Source organism: Echinicola shivajiensis (assembly GCF_018642165.1).
Lineage (GTDB): Bacteria > Bacteroidota > Bacteroidia > Cytophagales > Cyclobacteriaceae > Echinicola > Echinicola shivajiensis.
In genome coordinates, this window is record NZ_JAHHZM010000023.1 from 23,456 (window position 1) to 50,253 (window position 26,798).

Genomic DNA, 26,798 nt, shown 5'->3' on the forward strand with positions numbered 1-26,798 from the left:
TTAAATAGTACAGGGAGAAATCCTGATAATGTCGATTGAGATTTGCTAAATGACTATACTTATTCCAATATACTATGTCAGAACAAATTAGATGATTGAAAATAATAAAAGCAAAAGGGTGGTGCATAAGCACTGTATTGGAACCCCACGGATTAAACAGAATGCGATTAAAAAGTGGAGGTACTTGTGAAGAGGGGAAGTTTTTATTTGTAACCCGAGAGTTTAGTAGACGGTGACGAAAAAGCCTTAGCTCGGGTTTGGTAAAATAGTTGTAGAATGAAGCAAGGAAGACGATTGTTTATGTACTGCAAAGACGTCATGATGATTACAGGAAAAGGAGAAAAGGCCAGCAGAAACCTTATCAGAAGGATCAAAAAAGCCTTTGACAAAAAAGAACATCAGGACATCACAGTAGTCGAATTTTCTGTTTATACCGGTGCAGATCTAGAAGATCTATGGCCATATATAAGATAGCCTATCTAACCGGTATGGACGATTTTTGAGGATTTATTTATAAACCACTAAAGAATCAAAATCAAAAAGATCTCCCCACAAAGGAGGTCTTTTTCTATATATCTATTTTCCACTCTTAATTAGCCGTTGTCCTGCCAGCCTAGCTGCAGGACCTTGTGTGTATTTAGTACACCGATGACTTATAACTAAAAATAAAACTGGCTGGTCCAGATTTGCAATCTGGACCTATAAATACAAGGCATTTGCAATGCCCCTTAACATATTAGCTTTATTTCCTAAGTCGGCTGACAGTGGCAATCTTGTGTCTTTTATACGTTACTGCGAGAGGTTAACATTTTCTCAAATATAAAAGAGTTGTATTAGTAAGCTTCAAATCGATGTCACTCGCCGCGGCGAGAGGATCTATTTACCTAATCGTTACTGGAAGAGATGCTTCCTATCGTCAGCATAGCCTGCCCCAAAGAATATCGGGGACATTTTATTCAGGTCAATGGACATTTGTTTTCGTCTCAGAAATCCATGTCTTTAGTCTCACATCCAGAGTCTCAAATCTCCCGTCTTCCACCTCCCTAATTCGTACCTCGTACTTCCTACTTTTTACTTATTTTCCCAATGATCGGAGTTTTGCAGTGACGGAGATGAAATTAAGTTTCTTATCTCCTATACTTTCCAACTCAAACTTCCAATTTCCCCTCAACACGCTGTTATCCCGTCGACTCTGTCGCGGGATCAAATAGCTAGGAGTCTCTGACTCCGCATTTCTTTATATTTGAGTCGGAGACTCAAGGTTAACCAGTACCAAGTCGGAGACTTTGTACAACCTATCTAATAATACTCCAGACTCCCTACTCAAGACTAATAAAAATCAATATCTGTGTTTATCTGTGCCGATCTGTGGTTCCCTCACTTCAAATTCCCCTACTTCGTACCTCCCACTTCGTACCCCGTACATCATACCTCATACCTCGTACTTCCAATACTTTTTTCCTCCAGACCAACACAACCTTTGGGACCTCAGCGAACTCCGTGCCCTCTGTGGTTTATAACCTTCCCACTTCGTACTTTCTACATCGTACCTCGTACTTCATTCCTCGTACTTCCAACCTCGTACTTCATCAACAAAATCCCGTAAACAAACCCCTCCATATCCAAAACATATAACAAACATTTCTTATTTTAAGTCCAATTCCCCAGCCACTCCCTTGCATTTGTCACCCAAACGAGTAAATTTGTTACTCATGAGTAATTTTTTTACTCACTCCCGCTAGGTGCCACTGAAAGATCAATTGGGACCGACCGGGCGAAGCTATTGAGCAGTTGTTAGATTCAATTAATACATGCTTTTTAGAGTTTATTATTCTTTATACTGATCTATAATTCCAAATCTAGGCGGATTAATAAAAAAATGATATTACAAAAAAAGATAATGATTGGATTTAGTTAAATAGTTGAAATGAATTTGTTGAAAAAAGCAATCTTTAAATACTTTAAGCACTTTAGCTATTTCTTTCAATACTTAAGATATAGAATTTTTGTGACCTTTATTTTAAATGTCTCTGTTGGATTATTGGACGGTTTTGGCTTGGTAATGTTTTTGCCATTACTTAAGTTGAGTGATAAGGAAACGGCTTCCGAATCTTCGGATTTTGGTGGTCTTGATTTTTTGGTAAATGGTTTGGAGGGTATTGGAATCAGTATGAATTTAAACAACGTGTTAGTTTTAATGTTCGTGTTTTTTGTACTGAAAGGAGTTGCACGGTTTATAGAATCATACTATAAAACTATTGTACATAATTACTTTATTAAGTCCATACGTTTTCAGTTGATCGATGGATTGAGTGATATGGCATATAAAGCCTTTGTAAGTCAGGATGCTGGAAGAATACAGAATACTCTTGCGGGAGAAGTCTCTCGAGTTTCTTCTGCCTATAGTGCTTATTTTATGACATTACAATGTAGTATAATGGTAATAGTTTATAGTATTTTGGCTTTTATGGCCAATGCTCAATTTGCCATTTTGGTAATTGTTGGTGGAGGAATTGCAAATGGGGTATTTAATATTCTCAACAAAAAAACAAAAATTGCTTCAAGTCAAATATCAAACGAGGGTCATGTATACCAAGGATTATTGATGCAAAAGGTGAATTATTATAAATACCTAAAGGCAACAGGAAGTTCATATTTTTACGGGGAGAGGCTTAAGCGGTCTGTGGAAAATATTGAAAGTAGCAATAAAGCCATTGGCTTTTATAGTTCAGTCTTATATGCGGCGAAAGAACCATTAATTATTGGAGTGGTAGTAGGAATTATCTTTTTGCAAACTTCATTTTTTGGTCAAGGTATAGGAGTTATTTTGTTAAGTCTGATGTTTTTTTATAGAGCGTTATCATTTTTAATGAACCTTCAAGGATTCTGGAATAATTTTCTTTCCAATTCTGGAGCTTTAAATAATATGAAGAGCTTTATTAGTAGTTTAGATAGGAATAAAGAATTGGTCGGTAAGGAAGTATTTGATAAATTAAAACACGAGTTGCGACTTGAAAATGTTCATTTTCAATATGGGAAAAACGAAGTGGTCTCTGGAGTCAATATGACTATAAGGAAAAATGAAACAGTAGCTTTTGTGGGAGAAAGTGGTAGTGGGAAAACTACAATAGTTAACTTGATTGCAGGCTTAATGCCGGTTAATTCTGGAACAATATATATTGATGGTCATGATACTAGAGATTTAGATATTCGATCCTGGCAGAGGTGTATTGGCTATATAAGTCAAGAACCTGTTATTTTTTCTGGTAGTATATTCGATAATGTTACCTTTTGGGCAAGTAAGTCTTCTGAAAATAAGCAACGATTTTGGGAAGCTATGGAAAAAGCTTCTCTTTCTCATTTTGTAAGAGAATTGGAAAATCAAGAGGATACCCTATTAGGAAATAATGGGATATTGATCAGTGGTGGACAAAAACAACGTATTTCAATTGCCAGAGAATTATTTAAAGAAGTAGACATTTTGATTATGGATGAGGCAACATCTGCTTTGGATTCTGAAACAGAAAATCAAATTCAAAATAATATTGATCAATTAAAGGGGCATTATACAATACTAATAGTAGCCCACCGCTTAGCGACAATAAAGCATGCTGATACCGTAGTTTTACTTTCAAAAGGTAAGATAAGAGGATTTGGGAAATTTGAAGAATTAAATAATAAATCAAGAGAATTTAGTCGAATGGTTTCATTACAGAGGTTTTGAAATATATGCTATTGGATACTAATTTAGTTTTATTTGTAGACATTGTTAACTAAACTTTATTATGATCTATTTTGAAAATAGCGTGGTGCAGTTTTAGATAATTATATATTTTAAATATGAAAATTAAGATAATTAAGGTACTGGTTTGGGGAAAGCATTTATTGTTAAGAAAAAATAAATTTAATTCCTCGAATTATTGGGAAGAAAGATATAAAAAAGGAGGAAATTCTGGATCAGGTTCCTATGGTAATCTTGCTTTGTATAAAGCTGAAGTTTTAAATGAATTTGTAGAAGACAATAATATCAAAGATGTTATTGAGTTTGGGTGTGGAGATGGAAATCAATTAAGGTATTATTCCTTTCCGAAATATATTGGTTTTGATGTTTCTGATACAGCAATAGAAAAATGTGAATTATTTTTCAGTTTTGATAATGCAAAAAAATTTAAAAATATAAATGACTATAATTTTGAAAAAGCTGAACTGACAATATCAGTTGAAGTATTGTTTCATCTCATTGAGGATAATATTTATAATGAATATATGAATCGTTTGTTTGATTCATCTTTGAAATATGTTATTATTTTTTCATCCAACAAAAATGATAATTCTACTCCTATCCATGTAAAACATAGAGTATTTACTGAATGGGTTATCGAAAATAAACCTTCATTTAAATTAATTAAAATTATAAAGAATAAATATGGAATAGAGAATGACCCTAATTATTCTTTTAGTGATTTTTATATCTTTAAAAAATTCTCGAATTAAATAGGGATGATATACATTATATGCATTTATGAATAACAGGAGTCCCAAACGAATTGCATTTATAGTAGATACATTTCCTAGCGTTTCAGAAACTTTTATTTTGAATCAAATTATTTATTTGAGGAATAGAAATTATCATGTCGGAGTCTTTGCAAAAAATAAAGGTCAATTTCTTCATGAGGATTTAATTGAATCATCTTTAATAGACGAAATTCGGTATTATCAAAATATACCAAAAAAAACATATTATAGATTAAAAAAAATAATCCAATTCATAATTAATAATTATAGTTTATTACATTTTTTTAATCTTTTTAAATGTTTTAATTTTTTTAAAATAAAAAAGTCCTCAATTTCTTTATATTACCATACTCTCTATACATGTATTTACGAGCTTTATGATTATGATATTATTCATGCCCAATTTGGTCATAATGGTGCATTAATTTCTCAGTTTAAATCATTAGGGATTTTTCATGATATTCCATTGATAACTACTTTTCATGGATATGATATGATTTTAGGAAATATTAAATTTTATAATAAATTTTATAAAAGCTTGTTTAAATATGGAGATTTATTCACTGTCAATTCTAAATATTCAATTGAAATATTAGAAAAAATTAAAGGTAATGTAGAAAGAGTAAAGTTGTTACCTATGGGGGTTAATACTGATTATTTTCACCCTAGTTACAATAAAAATAAAAATGATTTTATAAGAATTTTATTTGTTGGACGTCTAATAAAACTAAAAGGTGTTGATAATTTGTTATCGATAGTAACTGAATTATTGAATAAAAATATTCAAAACTTTGAATTATTAGTTGTTGGTGATGGACCTGAAAGGGACCGCATGGAAAAAGAAATTTTTAATAAAAAGTTGGGAAATACTGTAAAAATTCTTGGTGCTCAATCTCAATCAAAATTAATTGAGTTTTATAGTTTAAGTGATGTTTTCCTTTTTCCCGGAATAATGGATCCAAATACCAATAGGGCAGAAACTCAAGGATTGGTTGTTCAAGAAGCCCAAGCTATGAAATTACCTGTTATTGTATCTAATGTAGGTGGAGTTAAATATGGGATGAAACATGGTGTTACTGGGTTTGTTATTGGAGAGATGAATATTTATGAATATGTAGAAACAATTGAAAAATTAATGAAGTCTCCGAATCTGAGAAGAAATATTGGGGAAAAAGGACGGGAGTTTGTTTGTGACAAATTTGATATAAAAGTATTGGGAGAAAAATTGGAGAAATTATATAAATCAGTATACTAGAAGATTTTAAAAAATTGTCAAAAAAAAATATATTTTCCATTTTAATTCCCAATTATAATAAATTTCAATTTTTGAAAGCGACTTTGGATTCTGTTTTGAACCAAACCTATTCTAATTGGGAATGTATTATTGTAGATGATCATAGTACGGATGCTTCTTGGGAAATTATAGAGGAATATGGAGAAAAAGATAAAAGATTTAAGATTTACAAAAGGCCAGAAAATCGAAAAAAAGGAGCTAATTCGGCAAGAAATTACGCCATAGAAATTTCCAAAGGCGAATATATAGCATTTTTAGACTCAGATGACATTTGGAAGCCAACAAGACTTGAAAAAGTTTTGGGTTTTATAAATAATGGCAATCATTATTGCATTTTTAGTGGAGCTTTAATTCACAAAATTAATAGCTCAAAAAAAATCTCATCTCGTGATATTAAACCAAATGAATCTGCATTTGACTTTATTTTAAGTGATGACGTTTTTTGTCAAACTTCAAGTTTAGTGATTCATTATACAATTGTGAATAAAGTCAATTTTGATGAGGAGATGATGAGGCATCAAGATTATGATTTTTTTATTAGGGTAAATGAAGTTTATCCTTGGAAATATTTTGAAAACTATGATGTTATTGTCAATTGGACCAGAGATAATATTCAAAAAATCAATTATTATAATTGTATACCATTTTATGTAAAGCACTGGAAGAAAAGTAAGAATAAAAAAATTAGGTATAAATATATTATTAGGATAACCTCATCCTCGGTTAGAGGAAATTTCAAATATAATTTAGCTTCCTATTACAGGAATGTTTTGAAGAATGAAGGATATCAGTTTTCATTCAAAGAATATATATTGTTTTATACTCCATTTGTTTTTTCTCTTTTATCAAAGTTTAAATGGTTTATAAAAGGTTTTTTTTGATAGCAGACTAAAGGATCAAATAATTGCTTTGTAATATTGAATTATGGTTAGATTAAAATCAAATTATCATAAGTTTATAGAAGACTTTAATTCATCAAATGATAGGTTAATTTTATTGTCTACTTATTTTACATCTAAGTTGGATCCAATGAGAGGACTTCAACAAACAAATGATAATTTTGAGTATTTTAGACAATGGTATGAAAGTGTAGATGAATTAGGATTGAAAGCGGTGATTTTTTGTGATACTATTTCAGAAGAATTTAAAAAGAGATATGAAACTGATAAAATTTCTTTTTTACGATGTCAATTGGGACCTCATTCATTAAATGATGAAAGGTTTTTTATTTTTTATGAGTTTATACAAAATTTGAAGGATGATATTTTCGTAGTCTCCACGGATATAAATGATGTAATTATCAATAAAAATCCTTTAGATTTATTAGAATCTCAGCCGGATAAATTATTTGTAGGGAGAGGCCATAGAAAAACATGGAAGAATGGAGGGTGGCTACTGGATGCCTTATTAAATTTTAATCTAAAGCACAAAGAAAGGACTCCAGTTAGTTTTTTTAATTATCCTGTTTTAACTCCAGGGACTTTAGCAGGGAAGAAAGTCATTATTAAAAAAATCTACAAAGAAATGATTGATCTCTTTTCATCTCTTGGAGATGATGGGAATTATGATATGCAGGTATTCAATTATATTATGCTAAAGTCTTATTATAAACAGCAATCAAATTGGGATAATATTATTCCATTTAAGATTGCTCATAAATATTACAGTTTGATTTATAAGCTTTCAAGAAAGCTTGAAAAGGAATATAAGAGCTATAAATATGATCTGGTGACTCCAGAGGAGGGGATTTGTACAAATGATCTGATATATGCAGGTTTCCCATTTGTAAGTATGGTGGGAAAATATGAAAAAAAGGGAGTTTCAAAGGCTTACCTAATTCATAAGTAAATAATGAGGCAATGATTCAATCCAAGGTAGATTATTTAACCTATTTGGAAAGGGATTTGTTTTCAAAATTTGGGGTTAAGAAGTTATCTATTAAAAGAAAACTCAAACTTTTTTTTTACCGCGACTGGGTATGGGAATTTCAGAAAAGCTTAAGGCGGTTAGAGTATGTTTACAATTGTAGAAATGGTATTTATAGAAAGCTAAGCCTTCCCTTAGTATTTCTTAGGTATAAGCGTTTATCAGTGAAATTAGGCTTTACCATTCCTATAAATACTTTTGGACCTGGATTGGCAATTGTTCATCAAGGAACTATCATTGTAAATTCAGGAGTAAGGGTGGGGGCGAATTGTCGTATTCATACCTGTGTAAATATTGGGACTCAAGCAGGATATGCGAGTAAGTGCCCTATTATTGGTGATAATTGCTATATTGGACCAGGAGCTAAACTTTTTGGAGACATCAAAATTGCCAGCAATATTGCTATTGGAGCTAATGCTGTAGTTAATAAATCCTTTCTAGAGGAAGGAGTTATTATTGCAGGGGTTCCTGCAAAAGTAATAGGAAAATCTGATACTAAGAACTTTAATAGAAAATGACGACTCCATTAGTATCCGTAATTATTCCAATATATAATAAAGTAAAGTTTGTAACAGCATGTTTAAAATCTGTTGAACAGCAAACTTATACCAATTTAGAAATTATCATCATTGATGATGGTTCAAATGATGGTTCAAGGGACTTAATCAATAAATTTGCCGAAACTACCTCTAGAAAAGTCTTTGTATTCCGTCAAAAAAATAACGGAGCTTGTCATGCAAGGAATTTGGGTATTGAAAAATGTAAAGGAAAGTATATCCAGTTTTTAGATGCTGATGATCTTCTGGATTCAAAAAAAATTGAATCCCAAGTTAGGGAATTGGAAAAAGAAGGTGAAGCTGTTTTGGCATTTGGACAATGGACATATTTCAATATCGCCATAGGGGATTTAGGCGATCAGTATTTATCAATTTATAAAAACTATGAAAGTCCGAAATCCTTATTGATTGAGATGTGGTCAAAACAATTTATGATAGCTCCATTTTCTTGGTTAACACGCAAATCACTAGTGAATAAAGTAGGAGAATGGGATGAGTCTCTGAAAATCAATCAAGACGGAGAATATTTTGCTAGGGTAATTGATGCCTCAAATAAAATTATTTATACACCAGCAGCTAAAGGTTATTATAGAAAACCTACCTCAAATAATATAAGTACAAAAAAAAATAAAGCTACTGCTTATTCTCTGTACAAAACATTTACTCTTTATGAAGAGCTCGTTGAGGATTTAAAAGGGTATGATGCAACTGTAATTGCGCTTTTAAAGAATTATGAGCATTATATTTACAGAATGAATCAAGTTGCTCCTGAATTATGTGAAAAGGCTTTTTTAAGAATTAAGAAATTAAAAGGAAATAAATTTCCATATACAGCATCTCAATCAAAGCTTTTATTTTTAGCCCAATTTATAGGCTTGGGAACAGCCTTAAAACTTAAGGCAATTTTTAGTTAATTTAATGATTTCTGTAATTATTCCAGTTTATAAAGACATCCAAGGACTTAGGAAGGTGCTTAAAGCTTTGGATGAACAAAGTTTGAGTAATCAGTATTATGAAGTCTTGGTAGTAAATAATGATCAGGAAGAAATAGATGGTTTAGATTTAGAGGTTGATTATTCATTGACTTGGTTGAAAGAAGTTATTCCAGGTTCTTACATTGCAAGAAATAAAGGAATTCAATCCGCTAAGGGGAATGTTTTGGCCTTTACAGATGCGGATTGTATTCCTGATGAAAATTGGCTATTAAATGCCAACAAATATTTTGACAGAGAAATAAATAGGGAAATAGGGATTCTCACTGGCCCTGTACCTTTATTTTTTAAAGATTCAAATTCCTTGTCTCCAACAGAAGTCTATGAGAAATATACGGGCTTTACCACTCAAGCATATGCTAGAGAAGGTCATGCCATTACCGCCAACTGGTTTTCCTATAAAGATGTGATCGAGGAATTTGGAGGTTTTAATGAGTCATTAAAATCAAATGGAGATTCGGATTTATCAGGAAAAATCAGTGCTAAATATAAAATTGTATATAAGGAGGATATTATAGTAAATCATCCTGCTAGGTACCATACAAGGGACTTGGTAAATAAATATAGAAGATTATTGGGTGGTGCATATACGAGAAGATTTAATGGTAAGACATGGCCTTATACAGCTCATGTTTTGAATTTTATTTTAAGGAGGTATAGATTCTCATTGAAGAAATTCTTTACAGTTCCTATTCACGAATCCTGGGCTATTTTCAAAGTTTGTAATGCGATCAATTGGGGAGCAGTTCAAGAATATTTTAGTTTGATTAGAGGTGGCGAGACGAAGAGGTAGGGATGGCATTTCCCCATAAAGAGCCTGTCCCGGTACCGGGAGGGCTAGGGGGTGAGCCAAGGCAAGCAATGACGTAAATATGAATCCATTAGTTTCCATTATCATCCCAGTCTATAATAAAGTAGCTTATGTGACAGAGACCATAGAAGCTGCCTTAGAGCAAACTTATCCCCATACAGAGATCATCTTGATCAATGACGGATCCACGGATAAATCTTTGGATATTTTAAAACAGTATCAAAACAAGTATCCTGAAAAGATTATTCTTATTGATCAAAAGAATCAAGGGGTTTCGGTTGCTACAAATAGAGGTATCAAGGAAGCCAAGGGAGAATATATTCAGTTTTTGGATGCGGATGATTTGATATCGTCAGACAAAATTCAAAATCAAGTAGGCTTATTGGAGGATGAAGAAGAAGGAATAATTGCTTCCTGCGAATGGTTGATGTTTAGGGATAATAAAGCTGATAATTTTCCTATTCCGTATGGGGTGTTTCAGGATTTTGACAGTGGTATAGATTTATTACTACAGTTTTGGAACAAACAGGAAATGCACCAACCAGCAGTATATTTAACCCATAGGGATTGGATAGAACAAGCAGGCCCATGGGATGAATCTTTATCTATTAATCAGGATGGAGAGTTCTTTTGCAGGGTCTTACTGAAGGCTGGAAAAGTCAAATATGAGCAGCAAGGAAAGGTCTATTACCGTACACCTGGGGAGACAAACGTATCGCAACAAAAAAGTAGAAAGGCCTGGTCATCTTTATTGGAATCATATCAATGTTACCAAAGAGAGGTACTGCAAGTAGAGGATTCCTTAAGGGTAAGAAAGGCACTTAATAAAGTATACCAAAAATTTATCTATGATGTTTTCCCTAAGCATTCAGATTTAATTGCTAAAGCTGAAAACCATATTCAGAAATTGGGGATCTCAGAAAGGACCTATATAGGCGGCCCAAAATTCCAAACCTTATCCAAATACCTGGGCTTTAAAAATGCCTTAAGACTGAAGCGATGGATAAGTTAAATACCCCCTAAATCCCTCCCGAATCAAGTTCGGGACAGGCTCTGAAGAGAGACCTATTGATTTCGTTTACGATTATGGTTCCTCACCATAAAGGGGGAGGTTAGGAGGGGGTAAATCAGAGACAAAGACAGATGACAAAACCAATGTTTTCCATAATCATCCCTTTATACAATAAAGCCCCTTATATCTGCAGAGCCATTGACTCCGTACTGGGGCAGTCCTTTAAGGAATTTGAGATTATTGTGATCAATGATGGTTCCACCGATGGGGGAGAGCAGTTGTTGGAAGAGAAATACGGGAATCAAATTCAATTGATCCACCAACCTAATCAGGGAGTATCTGTTGCACGTAATAAAGGAATAGTAGTAGCAAAAGGAGACTATATTGCCTTTTTGGATGCGGATGATTATTGGCACAAAGATTATTTGAGGTTTGTTAATCAAGTGATTTCAAAGCATCCTGATATAGGAATTATTGGAACAAAATATGATTCTATAGAATTAGATCATGATCCTGAATTGGAATATATTTTTTTAGAAGATTATTTTAAGAGAGCGATTAGAAATGTGATATTTTTTACTTCTGCTACAGTCATTCGTAAAACCTTTTTTGAACAACAATCGGGATTTGATAGTCGATTAAAACTGGGTGAGGATATTGATGTATGGTTGAGGGCTTTTTTGTTTTTTGGAAAGGGAATATATATTAACAATAAATTGGTGTACTATAATCAAGAGGATATTAATGCAGCAACCACCAAAGATTATCATTTAGAGGAAACCCTTTTAGGTAAAATATTAAATGCAGACTATACTGCTGATCTGGAACCTCTACCTAAAGAATTGAAACTTGATTTTCTGAAGTTTCGAGATAAATGGATACTATTTACGCTTTTTTCTGCCTTTAGATTAAAGGAAAATGAGAGGAATATTAAAATGATTTTAAACAAAATGGATTCATCTTATTTTATTGTTCATAGGATTTATCAAATACCTTATCCCGTACTCCATTTTCTGTTCAAAAGGCCTGATTTTTCAAGTCTGTTTAGGAAGTATTTGAAATTTTGTTTCCGATATATCTATTCATGAAAATAATTAAAATACTAACGGAGTTGGACTTTGGTGGGGTGGAAAAAGTAACCCAATTGACTGCTTTAGGAATGAGAGTATATCCAGAGGTTGAATTGGAGATATGGGCATTGGGTAAAGGTGGGAAGGTAGCAGAGGAATTAAAGGAAAGTGGAGTTCAGATAAAGGTTTGGAATAGGAATCCCAGAATTCCCAATTGGAACTTGATGGTTGATTTAAAAAAAGCACTAAATACATATAAACCAGATATAGTCCATACAGCAGGAGCTGAAGCCAATTTTCATGGCTTATTTGCAGCAAGATTAGCCAAAGTACCAGTTAGAATAGGAGAAGAAATCGGTTTCCCGAATCACCATAAAGCTTGGGAATGGATTTTTAAAGGGGTGTATAGTACGGCTCATAAAGTGATAGCTATTTCGAATGCCGTAAAAGAATATATTGGGAATAAAGGAGAAGTAAGACCTGAAAAGGTAGCAGTAATTTATAACCCCGCACAACTACAGAACGCTGTTTTAAATGGAGAAGCAGTAAAACAGCCTTTTAGATTTGTAATGATAAGTAGGTTGACAGCAATTAAGAATATTGCAGCAGTACTTAAATCATTGGCCAATATCATTCATGGTGCTCCCTATGAACCAAAGCTATTGATCATTGGTGATGGAGAGGAAAGAGATTCCTTAGAGGAATTAGTAAGGAAATTGGATATAGTAGAGAATGTGAAATTTTTGGGCTTTCAAGCGGATGTATCACCTTTTTTATTTCAATCAGATGTATTCTTAATTCCATCGTATTCGGAAGGTTCCTCGGTAGCACTGGCTGAAGCCATGATGGCAGGATTGCCTTCCGTCATTACCAAAGTGGGAGGGGCAAGCGAAATCATTGGTGAAAGTAACTCCGCTAAGCTCATTGATCCCCATAATCCCCAATCCATAGAAAATGCCATGTTGCAGTTCCTCCAAATGCCTGAAAAGGAACGTTTGGAAATGGGAATAAGAGCCCAAAAAGAAGCCCATAAATACTCCGTAGAAAACCATATAAAGAGTCTTTTAAGCTTATATCATTCCTTATTGGAAAGTAAAAAATAGTGCCGTTTCCGTCATTGCTAATATAGTACTTAATGTCATTGCGATCCGCCCTGTCTGACGCCAGGCAGGCGAAGCGGAGACTGTGGCAATCTCGTTAAATAATATGAGACTGCCACGCCTACTTTGATCGCTACCATTGACAGATATTACTTAAAATGTCAGGCTGAGCGGAGTCGAAGCCTTAAAATACACCCTTCGCCTTAAGTTTATCCTGAGCTATGTCGAAGGGCTCAGGGTGACTCCGTATAAATGTTGCCAACTGTCATTCAGCTCCCTTATATTTGAGAAAATGTTGACCTCTCGCAGTGACGTAAAATTACCCGTCCTTGCGAGCCCGGTCAACCGGGAGAAGCAATCCCATCTACCGAAGATGAGATTGCTTCGTCGTCATGTTTGCTACTACCATTGACAGTGACGTGAATAATATGTCATGCTGACGATAGGAAGCATCTCTTCCAGTAACGAGTAGGAAAAGAGATCCTCTCGCCGCGGCGAGTGACATCGATTTGAGGCTTACGTCATGCAACTCTTTTATATTTGAGAAAATGTTGACCTCTCGCTTTGACGTAATAAAAAGTAATATGCCCCAAGAAAAAATCCGTATCCTCCACTGCATAGAAACCATCTCCTCAGGAGGGGTAGAGCAAACACGCTTGACCTTGGCAAAAGGACTGGATAAGGAAATTTATGAACTGAAAATCATCTGTACCTGGAAGGGAGGTTCGGTTGCAGAAGCCTTGGAAAGGGAAGGTGTGGAATTGATTCCCATTGGAGGATTTAAACATCCCTTTGAATGGGACAAACATAAAAGGGTAAGCGGTTTGATTCGGGGTTTTAAGCCCCATATCATCCATGGGGCCATCTTTGAAGGTATGAGTATGGCGGCCATTGGAGGGATGTTTGGAAAAGTACCGGTGGTGATTTTGGAAGAAACCTCCGATCCCCAAAACCGCTCCCAAAAAGCCATTTGGCTCCAACGCTTCTGGGTGAAAACAGCAGATAAAATCATTGGAATTGCGCCTGCTGTGGTGGATTTTTTGAGAGATAAAGTAAGGGTTCCTGAAAGAAAATTGATTTTGATCAATAATGGAGTGGGAGAATTGAAGGGAGTAGAAGAGGACACCGTTTTAAGGTTAAGAGATGATTTAGGAATTAAGCCTACCGATATCATAATTGGCTCTGTGGGTAGAGTATATGATCAGGTAAAACGCTTCTCGGATATTATAGAAGCCATTAAGCTGCTGGATAATCCTCATATTAAATTCCTTTTGGTGGGGGATGGCCCAGACTTAGAAGATATAAAAATAAAAGCCGAGCAATTGGGATTAAAAGATCAATTGCTCTCTGTAGGATATCAAAGCAATACCGAAGCCTATTATCAATTAATGGATATCTTTTGCATAGCCTCATCCAATGAAGGCTTTGGCTTGGTAGCAGCAGAAGCCATGATGCACCACTTGCCTGTGGTAGCCACCAAAGTGGGCGGCTTACAAAATGTGGTGGTGGATCAGGAGACAGGTTTCTTAGTTCCCCCATACAATCCTCAAGCCCTGGCCGATAAACTCCAATACCTCATCGACCATCCAAACCTCCGAACCCAACTCGGCCAAGCCGGCCACGACCGAGCCAAAAAGCACTATTCCGCAGAAAGATATGTAAAGGAGGTAGAGGATTTGTATTTGGGGCTGTTGAGGGAGAAAGGTATTACCCCCTAAATCCCCCTTATACTCCGACAAGCTCAGCAACCGGGGGACATGTTGATTTCTCTCAAGGTAAAGGAATATGCATGTAGTTAATGAACGTCATAATATTCAACGCAATTCTATTAGTTGGCTTTTGGAGCATTCGGTTTTGGGACAGTTGGTGGTAGCGTTAAAAAAATGAGTTAGCTCGCGAAGTTGACAAGCGAGATCCACTCATTTTTAGCTATCAGCAACTGGTACAAAATCAAATTGAGTAAAGATTATTTTGTTCGAATCATAATTTGCTCAATTTGAAGAATGCTACACAGCCTAGATTTTTGGTTCTTTTCATCAATGGAAAAGAACAAGAAACAACAAAAAATTTATAATATTTGTCTGCTAGTAACATTTCGGATATATATAAATTAATTCCTTGATCAACTAACTATTAATGTATTTGTATAAAATCGAACTACTAGTGCAGTTGCACATATACATACATATAATTAATCTCTATATTTACCCCTACATAAAAACCACAATAGTCAAAGAAATACTTTGCTCGACCTCATTATCATCATCATATGCCTTATCGCCCTGGTCAATACCAACCAAAGTATGGCCAATAAATTTGGCCTGCCCCAAAAATACCAACAGCACCTCCATTACCTACTGTTTTACCACCTCTTTTTTAGCCTGTTCTTTACCTGGTATATCCTCAATTTTGGTGGGGATTCCCAAGGCTATTGGCGTTTGGGAATGCAGCAGGTTTTGATAAAAGGTGAAGAAACATGGATGAAGTATTTTGGGGAAAGTACCACCTTTATTTTATGGTTATGTTATATACCAAGTAAAGTTCTAGGACTGAGTTATTTGACAGGGAATGTCCTTTTTGGTTTTTTAGGTTTTATGGGTATTAGATATCTGTTTTTAATGACAGCAGAATTATTCCCAATGAATCATAAGGTATTGAATATTCCCTTATTTCCTATAATCTTTTATATGGGAAATTTTAATTTTTGGACTGCAGGCGTTGGAAAAGATTCATTATGTTTTTGGGCCATTGCCTGGTTTATGTTTGCGGTACAAAAGTACAATACGCGTTGGTGGCAGGGTTTAATTGCTTTCTTTTTTGTGTATATGGCGAGACCGCATATGGGGCAGGCCTTAATTGGAGGAGCTGCCATTGCTATTATTTTTGGAGCAGAAATTAGAAGAGAATATAAAGTTACTTTAGGAGTATTGGCATTAGTGGGAACGGTTTATTTAAGTTCCCATACTTTGGCAGCAATTCAGCTAGAGGATTTTTCAATGGAGAGCCTTGAAGAATATACAGGGACTAAAATGAAAAATTTAAGTGGTGGGAATGTAGGATCAGGAGTGGATATGAGAGGTTATCCATTACCTTTTAAAATTTTCACCTATTTATATCGACCTATATTTATCGATGCGCATAATTTTATGGCCTTATTAAGTTCCATAGAAAACGCGCTATATCTATGGTTAAGCTTATTTATTATCCGAAACTGGACCCCAGAAGCCATAAGGGATATGCCGGTTTTCTTAAAAGTGGGTTTTGTGACCTTTATCCCCGTTACCTTGGCTTTTGCCAATAGCTTAGGAAATTTAGGGGTGATCATGCGGATGAAGAATATGATGATGATCTACTTTGTCTTATTTATATTCTTCCTAATTGTTTATAATAAAAAAATGCGGTATCAAAAATACTTGCAGAAACAGCAGTATTATAAAAAGCGCCAAGAAATTATTAATCAGAAAGCTTTAGAACAAGCCAATTAAAGTGATAATACATTTAGTAACCATTTAGAATTGAAGTATTTTTATTTTTTACAGGTATTTAGAGGAATTGCGGCATTGATGGTCGTATTTCATCATCAATGGAATAGTTTTTCGCACTTTTTAGGTCTGAAAGATGAAATTGCCGAAGCTACTGCGGCTTTGGGGAAATATGGTGTGGATTTTTTCTTTGTACTGTCAGGATTTATTATCGCCTTTTCAAATGAGAAGTTTAGAAATAATAGATCAGAATTAGGAAACTATCTATGGAAAAGGGTAATAAGAATTTATATACCCTATCTTCCTATTGGAATACTTATGCTATTGGCATATTATTATATACCGGGTTTTTCGGCAGCTGGACGGGATATCAGCATAGGAGCATCCTTATTACTCCCCTTTGGTACTCCTGCTTTATCTGTTGCATGGACCCTGATCCATGAAATGATATTCTACCTGTTTTTCTCTTTTTGGTTTATCTCTGCTAGAAAATTTTATTGGGGACTACTAATTTGGATTGGACTTATTCTATTAAATACCTATTCTGGGTTGGGATATTTATTTAATGTATTAGGACCAATTTCTGATAAAATCTTTTCACATTATAATTTAGAATTTTTTGTTGGTCTATTTGCCGCAAAAATATACTTGAATCAATCTGAAAAAATCAGCCTGAAATGGCTGTTTATATTGGCAATTTTTTCTGTTATATTATTTATATATTTATTTTTGAATAGATTATCATTGTTTTTCTTTTTAGGTAATATCTCTTTTTCTGTTTTTTGCGCTAGTTTAATATTGCTTTTTGCTATAAATAAAATCGATACCAAATATATTAATCAAAGAATACTCCTTATTATAGGGAATGCATCCTATTCTATTTATTTAATTCATAATCCCTTAATTTCCTTGATGGCAAGGGTGTTTCCCAAGACCCCATTGTGGTATATTTCTGCATTAGAATTTTTGATAGGATTTATATTATGTGTATTGTTTGGCGTATTTTATAGTTATGTATTTGAGGGTAGGGTAATGACAAGGGTACGGAAATTAAATTTATCATATAAGTTTTAAGCGTTTACATTGCCGCAACAAAAGAGGAAAATGCCTAAAGCTGAATGCCCAAAGCAAAAGGCCGAAGGCTTACGCTGTTCCACATTTGCAATGTGGAACCCAAATAAAAGGGCATTTGTAATGCCATAACAAATGCGGTTGTGCTGAGGGCTGTGCCCCAGCACCATTAATGTTGAGCCTGCCTTTGCCTACCTTTAGGTAGGCCTGCCTGCTGTAGGCAGGTCTCTGACTCAAAGAAATATTCAGGCAATGGAGCTATCGGCTTTAGCCATTTGGCATTCAGCTTTTAATCAGTGTTCTCCGTGCTTAGCCCCGGACCCAGAAGGGGGGCAACATACGTAACGCATAGGTATAACGATGATCTCCGCCCCCGAATGGGTCCAACTTACGTATCGCAGAGGTTCAAAATTTATCTTGACCCCTAGGGGGGCAATATCACTAACGCATCGATATAACCATTATCCCCGGACCCCGAAGGGGTTCAACATACGTAACGCATAGGTATAATAATTCCTCTCGCCCCCGAATGGGTCCAACTTACGTATCGTAGAGGTTCAAAATTTACCTTGCCCCCAAAGGGGTCCAATATCACTAACGCATCGGTATAACGATGATCCCCGACCCCGAAGAGGTTCAACAACGTAACGCAAAAGGTATAATAATTCCTCTCGCCCCCGAATGGGTCCAACTTACGTATCGCAGAGGTTCATAATTCACCCGTTGTGCTGAGGGCTGTGCCCCAGCACCACTAACCCTGAGTCTCAGACTCATTTGATAAAATAAATAATTAGCCCCATTGGCTTTCGGCCTTTAACCTTAGGCCTTTGACTTATACTCAACCTCAGTGATCTGTGTGCTATCTTTGCGTTACTCTGTGCTTACCCCAGACCCCGAAGGGGTCCAATATCGCTAACGCATCGATATAACCATCATCCCCGACCCCAAAGGGGTCGAACAACCCTAACCTAAAAGTGCCTAATACTCCTATAAATAAAATACTCTTCCTCCCAAAATACCCCCGGATGGGAGCCAGCAGCAGGCTGAGAACCTTTCAGTACCTGCCCCTCTGGGAGGCAGCAGGCTTTGATTGCACCGTATCCTCCTTTTTTAATAAGCAGTACCTGGAAGAACACTATGCAAAGCGCCCCATCGCCAAACGCAATGTTCTAGCCTGTTATCAAAGGCGCTGGAAGATACTCCAGAAAGCTGGGGATTATGAGTATATCATCATAGAAAAAGAACTCTTTCCCTATATTCCCTTTGCCCTGGAAAAATGGGCTTTTAAGCAAGGGCCCCAATATATTTTTGATTATGATGATGCCGTATTCCATAATTATGATTTGCACGGAAATCCATGGATCAGAAGCTTACTAAAAGATAAAATAGACCAACTAATGGCCAGGGCTGATCGACTTTGGCTCGGAAACGAATATTTGGCAACTAGGGCCCAAAAGGCAGGGGCTAAGAACATCATGGACCTGCCTACGGTCATTGACTTAAACAAGTACAGTCCAATTCCTTTAAAGGAAAATCAAAACTTGAAAATAGGCTGGATAGGCTCTCCCACTACCCTGAAATACCTGGAAAAGCTCAAGCCAGTGTTTGAAGCACTTAAGAAGGAACAAAGTTTCACCTTAAATATCATCGCCAATGGGCAGGGGATAGGACTAAACCATTTCGAAGAAACTTTCCAATGGTCCGAGGAGGAAGAAGTGAAATTGATCCAGCAGTTGGATATAGGCATCATGCCACTGAACGATAGCCCTTGGGAGCAGGGCAAATGTGCCTATAAACTCATCCAGTACATGGCCTGTGGTCTTCCAGTCATAGCATCTCCCATAGGCATGAACAAGGAAGTGGTCAAACATGTAGAGAATGGCTTTTTGGCCAGCACATCAGAAGAATGGATCAAATACCTTTCCTTGTTAATATCAGACCCAGAACTCCGCAGAAAAATGGGCACAGCAGGCCGAAAACTGGTAGCAGAAAAATACACCCTCGCCCACAACTGGCAAAAAATCCAAAGGCAGTTGAATGAGGAATGCGTAATGTGGAATGCCGAAAGCTGAATACTTATTCCCTTCTTAGATCACGCTTTACCCTGTCCCGATGACTATCGGGATCTTTGTTCTTGACTCTTTACTCTTGCTACTAGATACTAGTTACCCGATACTTTACAATGCTGTTTCACATTTGCAATGTTGAACCATTATAATAGGGCATTTGCAATGCCCCTTGCTATTCACTTTAAACCCAATCTCGATTGGTTCTACTTAATGATTCATTTGTTATCGTGTGAGGTTCGACCCCTTCAGGGTCGTGGTGGATTGGTGTTGTTTGACGTCTGCGTATATTTGACCCCTTCGGGGTCTGGAGGTGAAAATCGGAATGTTGAAAGAGGAATTAGGGATGCTGAAAACTGAATAGCTTAGGTTGAAAACATACTCCATTCTCAATCTTTGCTCTTTACCCTGTCCCGATGACTATCGGGATCTTTGTTCTTGACTCTTTACTCTTGCTACTAAACACTAGTTACTAGATACTTTATACAATGCTGTTCCACATTTAGGAGTGCGGTGGGCTCCCCTTCAGGGGCTGGGGGTAGCGGAAGAAAGAATCCCCTCCAGTATCGATGTTGGAAAGAGACTCTTCCTTGCACTCAGAGTGACAAGGAGCTGTAGCTGCTCAGCATTTGTCATATGAAGCATATCCAGTCTTTGCTCTTTACCCTGTCCCGATGGCTATCGGGATCTTTACTCTTGCTACTAGATACTATCTACTCAATACTTAATACCCTTATCTATTCCCCTGAAAGGGTCGAGCACACTATCAAGGTCTAATATTTATTACACTCTTGACCCCGACGGGGTCAAACACCATTAACGAAATCCTGATCACCAAAAGGTCCTCCTGACCCTGAAGGGGGCATATATATGTAATCGTAAGCGTTCTTCAAATCAATGCACTGACCCCAAAGGGGTCAAACTTTATTAACAGCGCTAGCCCACCAATAGTCAATCCGACCCTGAAAGGGTCGAACATAATTCTTACTCAACAAAGCCATACACCTTGAATAATAACAACCACCCAAAAAAACTCCTCTTCATCACCTGGGATAGTGACAGCACTAACTACCTGGAAAGCCTGTTTCTCCCCATACTTGCAGGTATACAAGAGGAAAATATTTTATCCTGCTCCATCTTGCAGTTCTCTTGGGCAAAGCCCGATAAGATCAATTGCCTAAAAAAACTTGCTGAAGAAAAAGGAGTAGCCTATTATCATCACTCCATAACCAGGAATCCTCATCCCTTATTAGGGAGTTTGTGGACGGTACATCAAGGGCGGAAAATGATCAAAAAATTGATTAAGCAAGAGGGCTTTAATATCATTATGCCTCGAAGCACCATGCCAGCCCTGATGGTCAATAAGTTATGGTGGTTTATGAAGCGGAAAGAAGTAAAAGTAGTCTTTGATGCAGACGGCCTGCCATTGGAAGAGCGCTTGGACTTCACTTCCTTGAAGTCAACTGATTTTCAGTATAAATACCTGAAACGGCAGGAAACCAAAATGCTCAAAAAAGCGGACAAGATTTTATGTAGGACCCAGAAATCCATTGATTATCATATCCCAAAAGTCGGAGAAAGTAGACGTACGGATTTCCATTTGGTAGGCAATGGCCGGGACAAGGACTTTTTTACCTTTTCTGAGCAAAATAGGAATAGGATCAGAATGAACTTGGGATTAAAGGAAGGTGATAAATTATGGATATATACGGGTTCACTTGGGCCACAATATGCCTTAAAGGATATGGTAGGGATATTCGAATTATATTTGGAAGAACATCCTACTAGCCGTTTCTTGGTATTGTCAGCCAATGTGAACTATCTAAACCAGCATATCCCTAAAAACCTTAAGGATAAGATTATCCATAGACTAGTCCCTTTTAAAGAAATACCTGCTTATTTGTCTGCTGCGGATATCGCCTTATCGTTGAGACTTCCTGCTTGGAGTATGCGAGGGGTAGCACCCATAAAGCAGGGAGAGTATTTATTGATGGGACTTCCTATTATAGCCAGTAGTAAGATAGGGGATACAGAGTTCCTTTTTCAGAGCATGCCATTTATACATTTATACTATCATGCAGATAAGGAAAGGCAAGAGAAGGCAGTGGAATGGTTCGATCAATTGCCCCCAGTTAACCGCCAGGAGATAAGGGATTTTGCCTTGGAACATTTCAGCTTAGAAAAAAGCATAGGCTCTTATAAAAAAGCATTAAGTGAATTTGTTTAATATATTGATTTACAATTATATAAGATGTGTATTCGCAATTTTACCAGTAAAGATTAAAATCGAAACGAAATGATCGTTTTGATTAAGAGATCAACTGCTTCGATCTTCAGGCCTCAAACTTCCGACCACTTCAGCCAAGTATTTAAGGTTACTGGCATCACAGCTGATAATCAGAATATCAAATAATAAATAGTCTTCGGGCTATTTTTTTGTTTGTGGGGACTACAAATCGTTGTCATCCTGACGATAGAGCCTTTCCAATAACGATGTCGGAAAGAGACTCTTCGCTACCCTCAGAGTGACAAAATTTAATGCCTCATCCAATTTACCACAAAAAACAGATCTAGTCTTTGCTCTTTGTTCTTTCTTCTCTCATCCTTCGTACCTCATACCTTGTACTTCGTACTTCATACCCCATACCCCCTCTGTGCCTAGGTCTAGCTCCATGAACCGAAGAAACCCTTCCAGTAATGCAATGCGACAAAGAGACTCTTCGCTACCCTTAGAGTGACAAGATTTAATGCCTCATCCAATTTACCACAAAAAGCAGATCTAGTCTTTGCTCTTTGTTCTTTCTTCTCTCATCCTTCGTACCTCATACCTCGTACTTCGTACTTCGTACTTCATACCCCATACCCCCTCTGTGCCAAGGTCTAGCTCCATGAACCGAAGAAACCCTTCCAGTAATGCAATGCGACAAAGAGACTCTTCGCTACCCTTAGAGTGACAAGATTTAATGCCTCATCCAATTTACCACAAAAAACAGATCTAGTCTTTGCTCTTTGTTCTTTCTTCTATCATCCTTCGTACTTCGTACTTCGTACCTCGTACCTTCCATCTCAAATCTCACATCTCAATTCTCAAGTCTTAAATTTTTTACTAGTTTAGATTTTTCTTAACTACCTAAATATGCTCCAGTACATTTTTATCATCCTTTTGGTTTGTCTTTGTATCGTGGACAATATACGTTTGGTAAAAAGAAAGGATCTGCCCAATTCCTATATGGTTCACCTACAGGGATTATTGCTCTTTCACATGGCCATGGTACTGGTTTTTAGCTATTATATAGGCAAAGAAGGGGGTGATAGCAAAGGCTATTGGGAACTGACTGGTCCGCTTGCTCACCCCAATCCAGATTCCTGGTGGGACTATTTTGGGGTAGGTTATCCATTTATGTATTGGTTGAATTATATCCCCTCCAAAGTCCTGAGTTGGTCTTGGTGGACTGGGAATATGATTTATGGGTTAGTTGGATATTATGGTTTTCGGTTTTTGAGCAATATAGTGTTTTTACATTACACCAATGGCCCCAAGTTGAGAGGTTTGCCGATAGCTTTGGCACTACTATATCTCCCCAATTTACATTTCTGGACTGCAGGGGTGGGTAAGGAAGCAATTTGTTTCTGGGCGATGGCAGCCTTACTTTTTGCCTTATCAAAAAAGTACAGCCCTAAGTACCTGGCATTGGCACTGTTTGCCTTGTTGATTGTCTTTATGGTCAGGACATATTTGGCAGCCATCATTGTGATAGCCTTGATTTTGCTGATTGTTTTTGATTTTAGATTGCTTTCAAAAAACCAAAAGTCCATTTTCATTTTTGCCTTGCTTTTACTGGGATTATCTCTGCCGGCTTTTTACTGGTATTCAGGAATAAAGGATATGCCTACTTTTAATCCTTATGATATTAGCAAGCACCAAATAGAAATGCTCAGTGGAGAGGGAATTGGTTCCTCAGTGCCCATGTTGGATTATTCACAGCCCATGCGCTTGATAACATACTGGTTCAGGCCTTTTATATGGGAATCTGGAGGCAGTTTTATGATTGGAGCAGCAGCAGCTGAAAACGCCATTACTATGATTCTTTTGATATTCTTTTTATTAAAAGCCCAATGGAGGACCTGGAGGAAAATTCCTCTATTTATTCGCTTTGCACTTGTCCTATTTGTGTTCAGCTCCCTATTATATGCCAATAGTTTGGGGAATATGGGGATTATGATGCGCATGAAAGCCCCCTATATGCTATTGTTAATATTATCCATAGTTTGGATGTACAAGGACAAAACCAAAGAAACATCTTTGCGTTCATAGCGCTCACCTTTGCACGCTTTGCGTGAAACTTTTTTTGTTTCTCGCAAAGCTCGAGGAGCAAGCGCAAAGACCGCAAAGGGTCTTGGGTAAGAGCTTGCACAACTCCGAGCATTCATATCCATCATTGTTTTCTCTGCGTGAAGCATTTTTTGTTTCACACAAAGTTAGCGAAGGATGGTCAAAGACCTCAAAGCGTATATTCAGTGATAATCATATATTTCTTTCAGTGGCCGCCGAGCATTCTTAATTCCCCATACAAAATAATAGGCTTATTGGATATGGCATCTTTGCGTACTTAGCGAACAGCTTTGCGCCCTTTGCGTGGAACCTTTTTATTACTTCCAGTGCTAGCCAAGACTTTACAAATGTGTTGACTGTTTTATATAAAATATCTTTGTGAACTTAGCGCTTACCTTAGCGCCCTCTGCGTGAAGCATTTTTTGTTTCTCACAAAGCCCGCGGAGCATGCGCAAAGATCGCAAAGGGTCTTGGGTAAGAGCTTGCAAAACCCCGAGCATTCATATCCATCATTGCTTTCTCTGCGTGAGACCTTTTTTATTTCTCACAAAGTTCCCTAAGGATATGCAAAGACAGGAAAGGGCTTAAGTAGTAATGTAATACGAGTATTGAATAAAGCATCTTAGCGCACTTAGCGCTCAACTTAGCGCACTTTGCGTGCAGCCTTTACAAATCCCTATAAATATAATAGCTGTATCAAACAAAGTTCCTTTGTGTACTTAGCGAACAGCTTTGCGCGCTCTGCGTGAAACTTTTTTATTCCTTTCATTGCTCTATAAGCCTCTCCAAATCCCAATAAAAATAATTGCTGTCTTATAAAAGCATCTTTGTGAACTTAGCGCTCACCTTGGCGCGCTTTGCGTGAAACTTTTTATTCCTTTCATTGCTCTATAGGCCTCTCCAAATCCCAATAAAAATAATTGCTGTCTTATAAAAGGATCTTTGTGTACTTAGCGAACAGCTTTGCGCGCTCTGCGTGAAACTTTTTTATTCCTTTCATTGCTCTATAAGCCTCTCCAAATCCCAATAAAAATAATTGCTGTCTTATAAAAGCATCTTTGTGAACTTAGCGCTCACCTTGGCGCGCTTTGCGTGAAACTAATAATTAAATTTACCCTTGCTGGTGGATTTATAATTATTAAGCTATTGGTTATAAATTTTACTTTACAGGCTTAATTATTTAGTTTTGCCATATAAATAAGAGGTCTAAAACACTTTTTTGGGTAAATTGTAAGTGTAATAAAATATTTTTGTGATAAACAGTAAATATTTATATACAAAAGTGTATTTTTAATTATTGATGAGAAATTCCATTTTTACCATATCGCTAGACTTTGAACTGCATTGGGGAAGATTCGATAAATTTCCAATTGCAGCAGAATTGGAATATTACCAGAATGCGCGCATGGCCATCCCGAAAATCCTAAATTTATTTGAGGCTTTTGGGATAGAAGCTACCTGGGCTACGGTGGGCATGTTGTTTGCTGAAAGTTGGGATGAGTGGAGGGATTATTTACCCGATGAATTCCCTGATTATGCAAATGCCAATCTCTCAGCCTATGAATGGGCAGCTAAAAATATGTATGCGGCTTCCAGCTGTCTTTTTGCTCCTGATTTGATCAAAAGTATCATTAATACACCGGGACAGGAAGTGGGTTCTCATACCTTTTCACATTATTATACTCAGGAAACAGGGCAAGAAATGTCCCAGTTCAGGGCCGATTTAAGAATGGCTAAGAAGATTGCCAAGGACAAATTTGGTTTAAGCCTTAGTTCTTTGGTTTTTCCTAGAAACCAATACAGCGCACATAGCATCAAGGTTTGTAAAGAAGAGGGCTTTGAGATTTTTAGAGGGAATCCTTCAGATTGGTTTTGGAAATCGCCGGAAAAAAGTAATCTCTTGAAAAAGGTCTTCCGAACTGGAGATACCCTTTACCCTTTGGGAAATGATACTTCTTATTCCTTGGACGATACTTATAGGGGTGACTCAGAGATAATTAATTTACCTGCTTCTAGATTGCTTAGACCTTATCGAAAGCCTTCCATGTTTAATAACCGAAGGATTCAGCGAATTATGGAAGAGATGACCTTGGCAGCTAAGAAAGGAAATGTTTACCATTTATGGTGGCATCCTCATAATTTTGGTACTTATACTTCAGAAAATTTAAGTCTTTTGAAAGTTATTTTACAGCATTACCACAATCTTAGGGACCAGTATGGAATGGAATCCTGTAATATGCTTTCCCTTAGTGGTGTGCAGCATAAGGTTAAAGCTGTCTCCTAATATTTTTTTGCATTGCAGAGCTAAATGCCATTAGTTTTTTGAATGATCACTTGTTACTTACCCTAAGGGCTAACACATCCGTAGACGTGGTATAAACCAGCATCCCAACGACCCCGAAAGAGGTCGAACAAATTCTCCTTTTTGGTATTTGAGAATGGCACGTTGTTGTTCCTACTCCTACCATTGACAGGGGTAACTTATATTTGTCAGGCTGAGCCCTTCGACTTAGCTCAGGATAAACTTAAGTCGAAGCCCTAAGACAAACCCTTCGACTCTACCTGGTGG

19 protein-coding genes are annotated in these 26,798 nt (G+C 36.6%); all 19 read left to right on the top strand.

The features are described from left to right. Positions 1 to 276 precede the first annotated feature (276 nt). The 19 genes from KMW37_RS21930 to KMW37_RS22020 all read left to right on the top strand — a co-directional run bounded on the left by KMW37_RS21930 (position 277) and on the right by KMW37_RS22020 (position 26,513). Positions 277 to 474 (top strand): hypothetical protein, encoded by a 198-nt coding sequence (locus KMW37_RS21930; RefSeq protein WP_215226784.1) that lies wholly within the window; start codon positions 277 to 279, stop codon positions 472 to 474. 1,453 nt (positions 475 to 1,927) lie between these two features. Beyond that, positions 1,928 to 3,724 carry an ABC transporter ATP-binding protein gene (locus KMW37_RS21935; protein ID WP_215226785.1) on the top strand — a complete coding sequence of 599 codons (1,797 nt, stop codon included), beginning with the start codon at positions 1,928 to 1,930 and terminating at the stop codon, positions 3,722 to 3,724. A gap of 116 nt (positions 3,725 to 3,840) precedes the next feature. After that, positions 3,841 to 4,494: a class I SAM-dependent methyltransferase gene (locus tag KMW37_RS21940; protein ID WP_215226786.1), complete on the top strand. Its 654-nt coding sequence runs from the start codon at positions 3,841 to 3,843 to the stop codon at positions 4,492 to 4,494. A gap of 28 nt (positions 4,495 to 4,522) precedes the next feature. Then, entirely contained in the window at positions 4,523 to 5,770 is a 1,248-nt protein-coding gene (locus tag KMW37_RS21945) for a glycosyltransferase family 4 protein (RefSeq protein WP_215226787.1), read from the top strand. Positions 5,771 to 5,784: 14 nt separating this feature from the next. Then, positions 5,785 to 6,690, top strand: a complete 906-nt coding sequence (locus tag KMW37_RS21950; protein WP_262898211.1) for a glycosyltransferase family 2 protein — start codon at positions 5,785 to 5,787, stop codon at positions 6,688 to 6,690. Positions 6,691 to 6,838: 148 nt separating this feature from the next. Next, positions 6,839 to 7,657 (top strand): hypothetical protein, encoded by an 819-nt coding sequence (locus KMW37_RS21955; protein WP_215226789.1) that lies wholly within the window; start codon positions 6,839 to 6,841, stop codon positions 7,655 to 7,657. An 11-nt stretch (positions 7,658 to 7,668) separates the two neighbouring features. Then, the gene (locus KMW37_RS21960; RefSeq protein WP_215226790.1) at positions 7,669 to 8,253 is read left to right on the top strand and encodes a serine O-acetyltransferase; all 585 of its coding nucleotides are present in this window, start codon (positions 7,669 to 7,671) and stop codon (positions 8,251 to 8,253) included. Then, positions 8,250 to 9,206 carry a glycosyltransferase family 2 protein gene (locus tag KMW37_RS21965; RefSeq protein ID WP_215226791.1) on the top strand — a complete coding sequence of 319 codons (957 nt, stop codon included), beginning with the start codon at positions 8,250 to 8,252 and terminating at the stop codon, positions 9,204 to 9,206. The genes KMW37_RS21960 and KMW37_RS21965 overlap by 4 nt, the downstream gene beginning before the upstream one ends. Before the next feature lie 4 nt (positions 9,207 to 9,210). After that, positions 9,211 to 10,077 carry a glycosyltransferase gene (locus KMW37_RS21970; RefSeq protein ID WP_215226792.1) on the top strand — a complete coding sequence of 289 codons (867 nt, stop codon included), beginning with the start codon at positions 9,211 to 9,213 and terminating at the stop codon, positions 10,075 to 10,077. Positions 10,078 to 10,156: 79 nt separating this feature from the next. Next, positions 10,157 to 11,107 (top strand): glycosyltransferase family 2 protein, encoded by a 951-nt coding sequence (locus KMW37_RS21975; RefSeq protein WP_215226793.1) that lies wholly within the window; start codon positions 10,157 to 10,159, stop codon positions 11,105 to 11,107. 143 nt (positions 11,108 to 11,250) lie between these two features. After that, a complete protein-coding gene (locus tag KMW37_RS21980; protein ID WP_215226794.1) occupies positions 11,251 to 12,195 on the top strand; it encodes a glycosyltransferase family A protein in 945 nt (314 codons plus the stop codon). After that, positions 12,192 to 13,280 carry a glycosyltransferase gene (locus KMW37_RS21985; RefSeq protein WP_215226795.1) on the top strand — a complete coding sequence of 363 codons (1,089 nt, stop codon included), beginning with the start codon at positions 12,192 to 12,194 and terminating at the stop codon, positions 13,278 to 13,280. The genes KMW37_RS21980 and KMW37_RS21985 overlap by 4 nt, the downstream gene beginning before the upstream one ends. Before the next feature lie 581 nt (positions 13,281 to 13,861). Continuing rightward, positions 13,862 to 14,995: a glycosyltransferase gene (locus tag KMW37_RS21990; protein ID WP_215226796.1), complete on the top strand. Its 1,134-nt coding sequence runs from the start codon at positions 13,862 to 13,864 to the stop codon at positions 14,993 to 14,995. 585 nt (positions 14,996 to 15,580) lie between these two features. Then, entirely contained in the window at positions 15,581 to 16,762 is a 1,182-nt protein-coding gene (locus KMW37_RS21995) for a hypothetical protein (protein ID WP_215226797.1), read from the top strand. Positions 16,763 to 16,792: 30 nt separating this feature from the next. Continuing rightward, complete coding sequence (locus KMW37_RS22000; protein ID WP_215226798.1) at positions 16,793 to 17,833, top strand: acyltransferase family protein; 1,041 nt, start codon at positions 16,793 to 16,795, stop codon at positions 17,831 to 17,833. A 1,022-nt stretch (positions 17,834 to 18,855) separates the two neighbouring features. Beyond that, positions 18,856 to 19,902, top strand: coding sequence for a glycosyltransferase family 4 protein (locus tag KMW37_RS22005; RefSeq protein ID WP_215226799.1), 1,047 nt, complete (start codon positions 18,856 to 18,858; stop codon positions 19,900 to 19,902). Between the two features lie 1,000 nt (positions 19,903 to 20,902). Then, on the top strand, positions 20,903 to 22,123 hold the full coding sequence (locus KMW37_RS22010; protein ID WP_215226800.1) for a glycosyltransferase family protein: 1,221 nt from the start codon (positions 20,903 to 20,905) through the stop codon (positions 22,121 to 22,123). A 909-nt stretch (positions 22,124 to 23,032) separates the two neighbouring features. After that, the gene (locus KMW37_RS22015; RefSeq protein WP_215226801.1) at positions 23,033 to 24,211 is read left to right on the top strand and encodes a hypothetical protein; all 1,179 of its coding nucleotides are present in this window, start codon (positions 23,033 to 23,035) and stop codon (positions 24,209 to 24,211) included. A gap of 1,318 nt (positions 24,212 to 25,529) precedes the next feature. Next, a complete protein-coding gene (locus KMW37_RS22020; RefSeq protein ID WP_215226802.1) occupies positions 25,530 to 26,513 on the top strand; it encodes a polysaccharide deacetylase family protein in 984 nt (327 codons plus the stop codon). Positions 26,514 to 26,798: the final 285 nt, after the last annotated feature.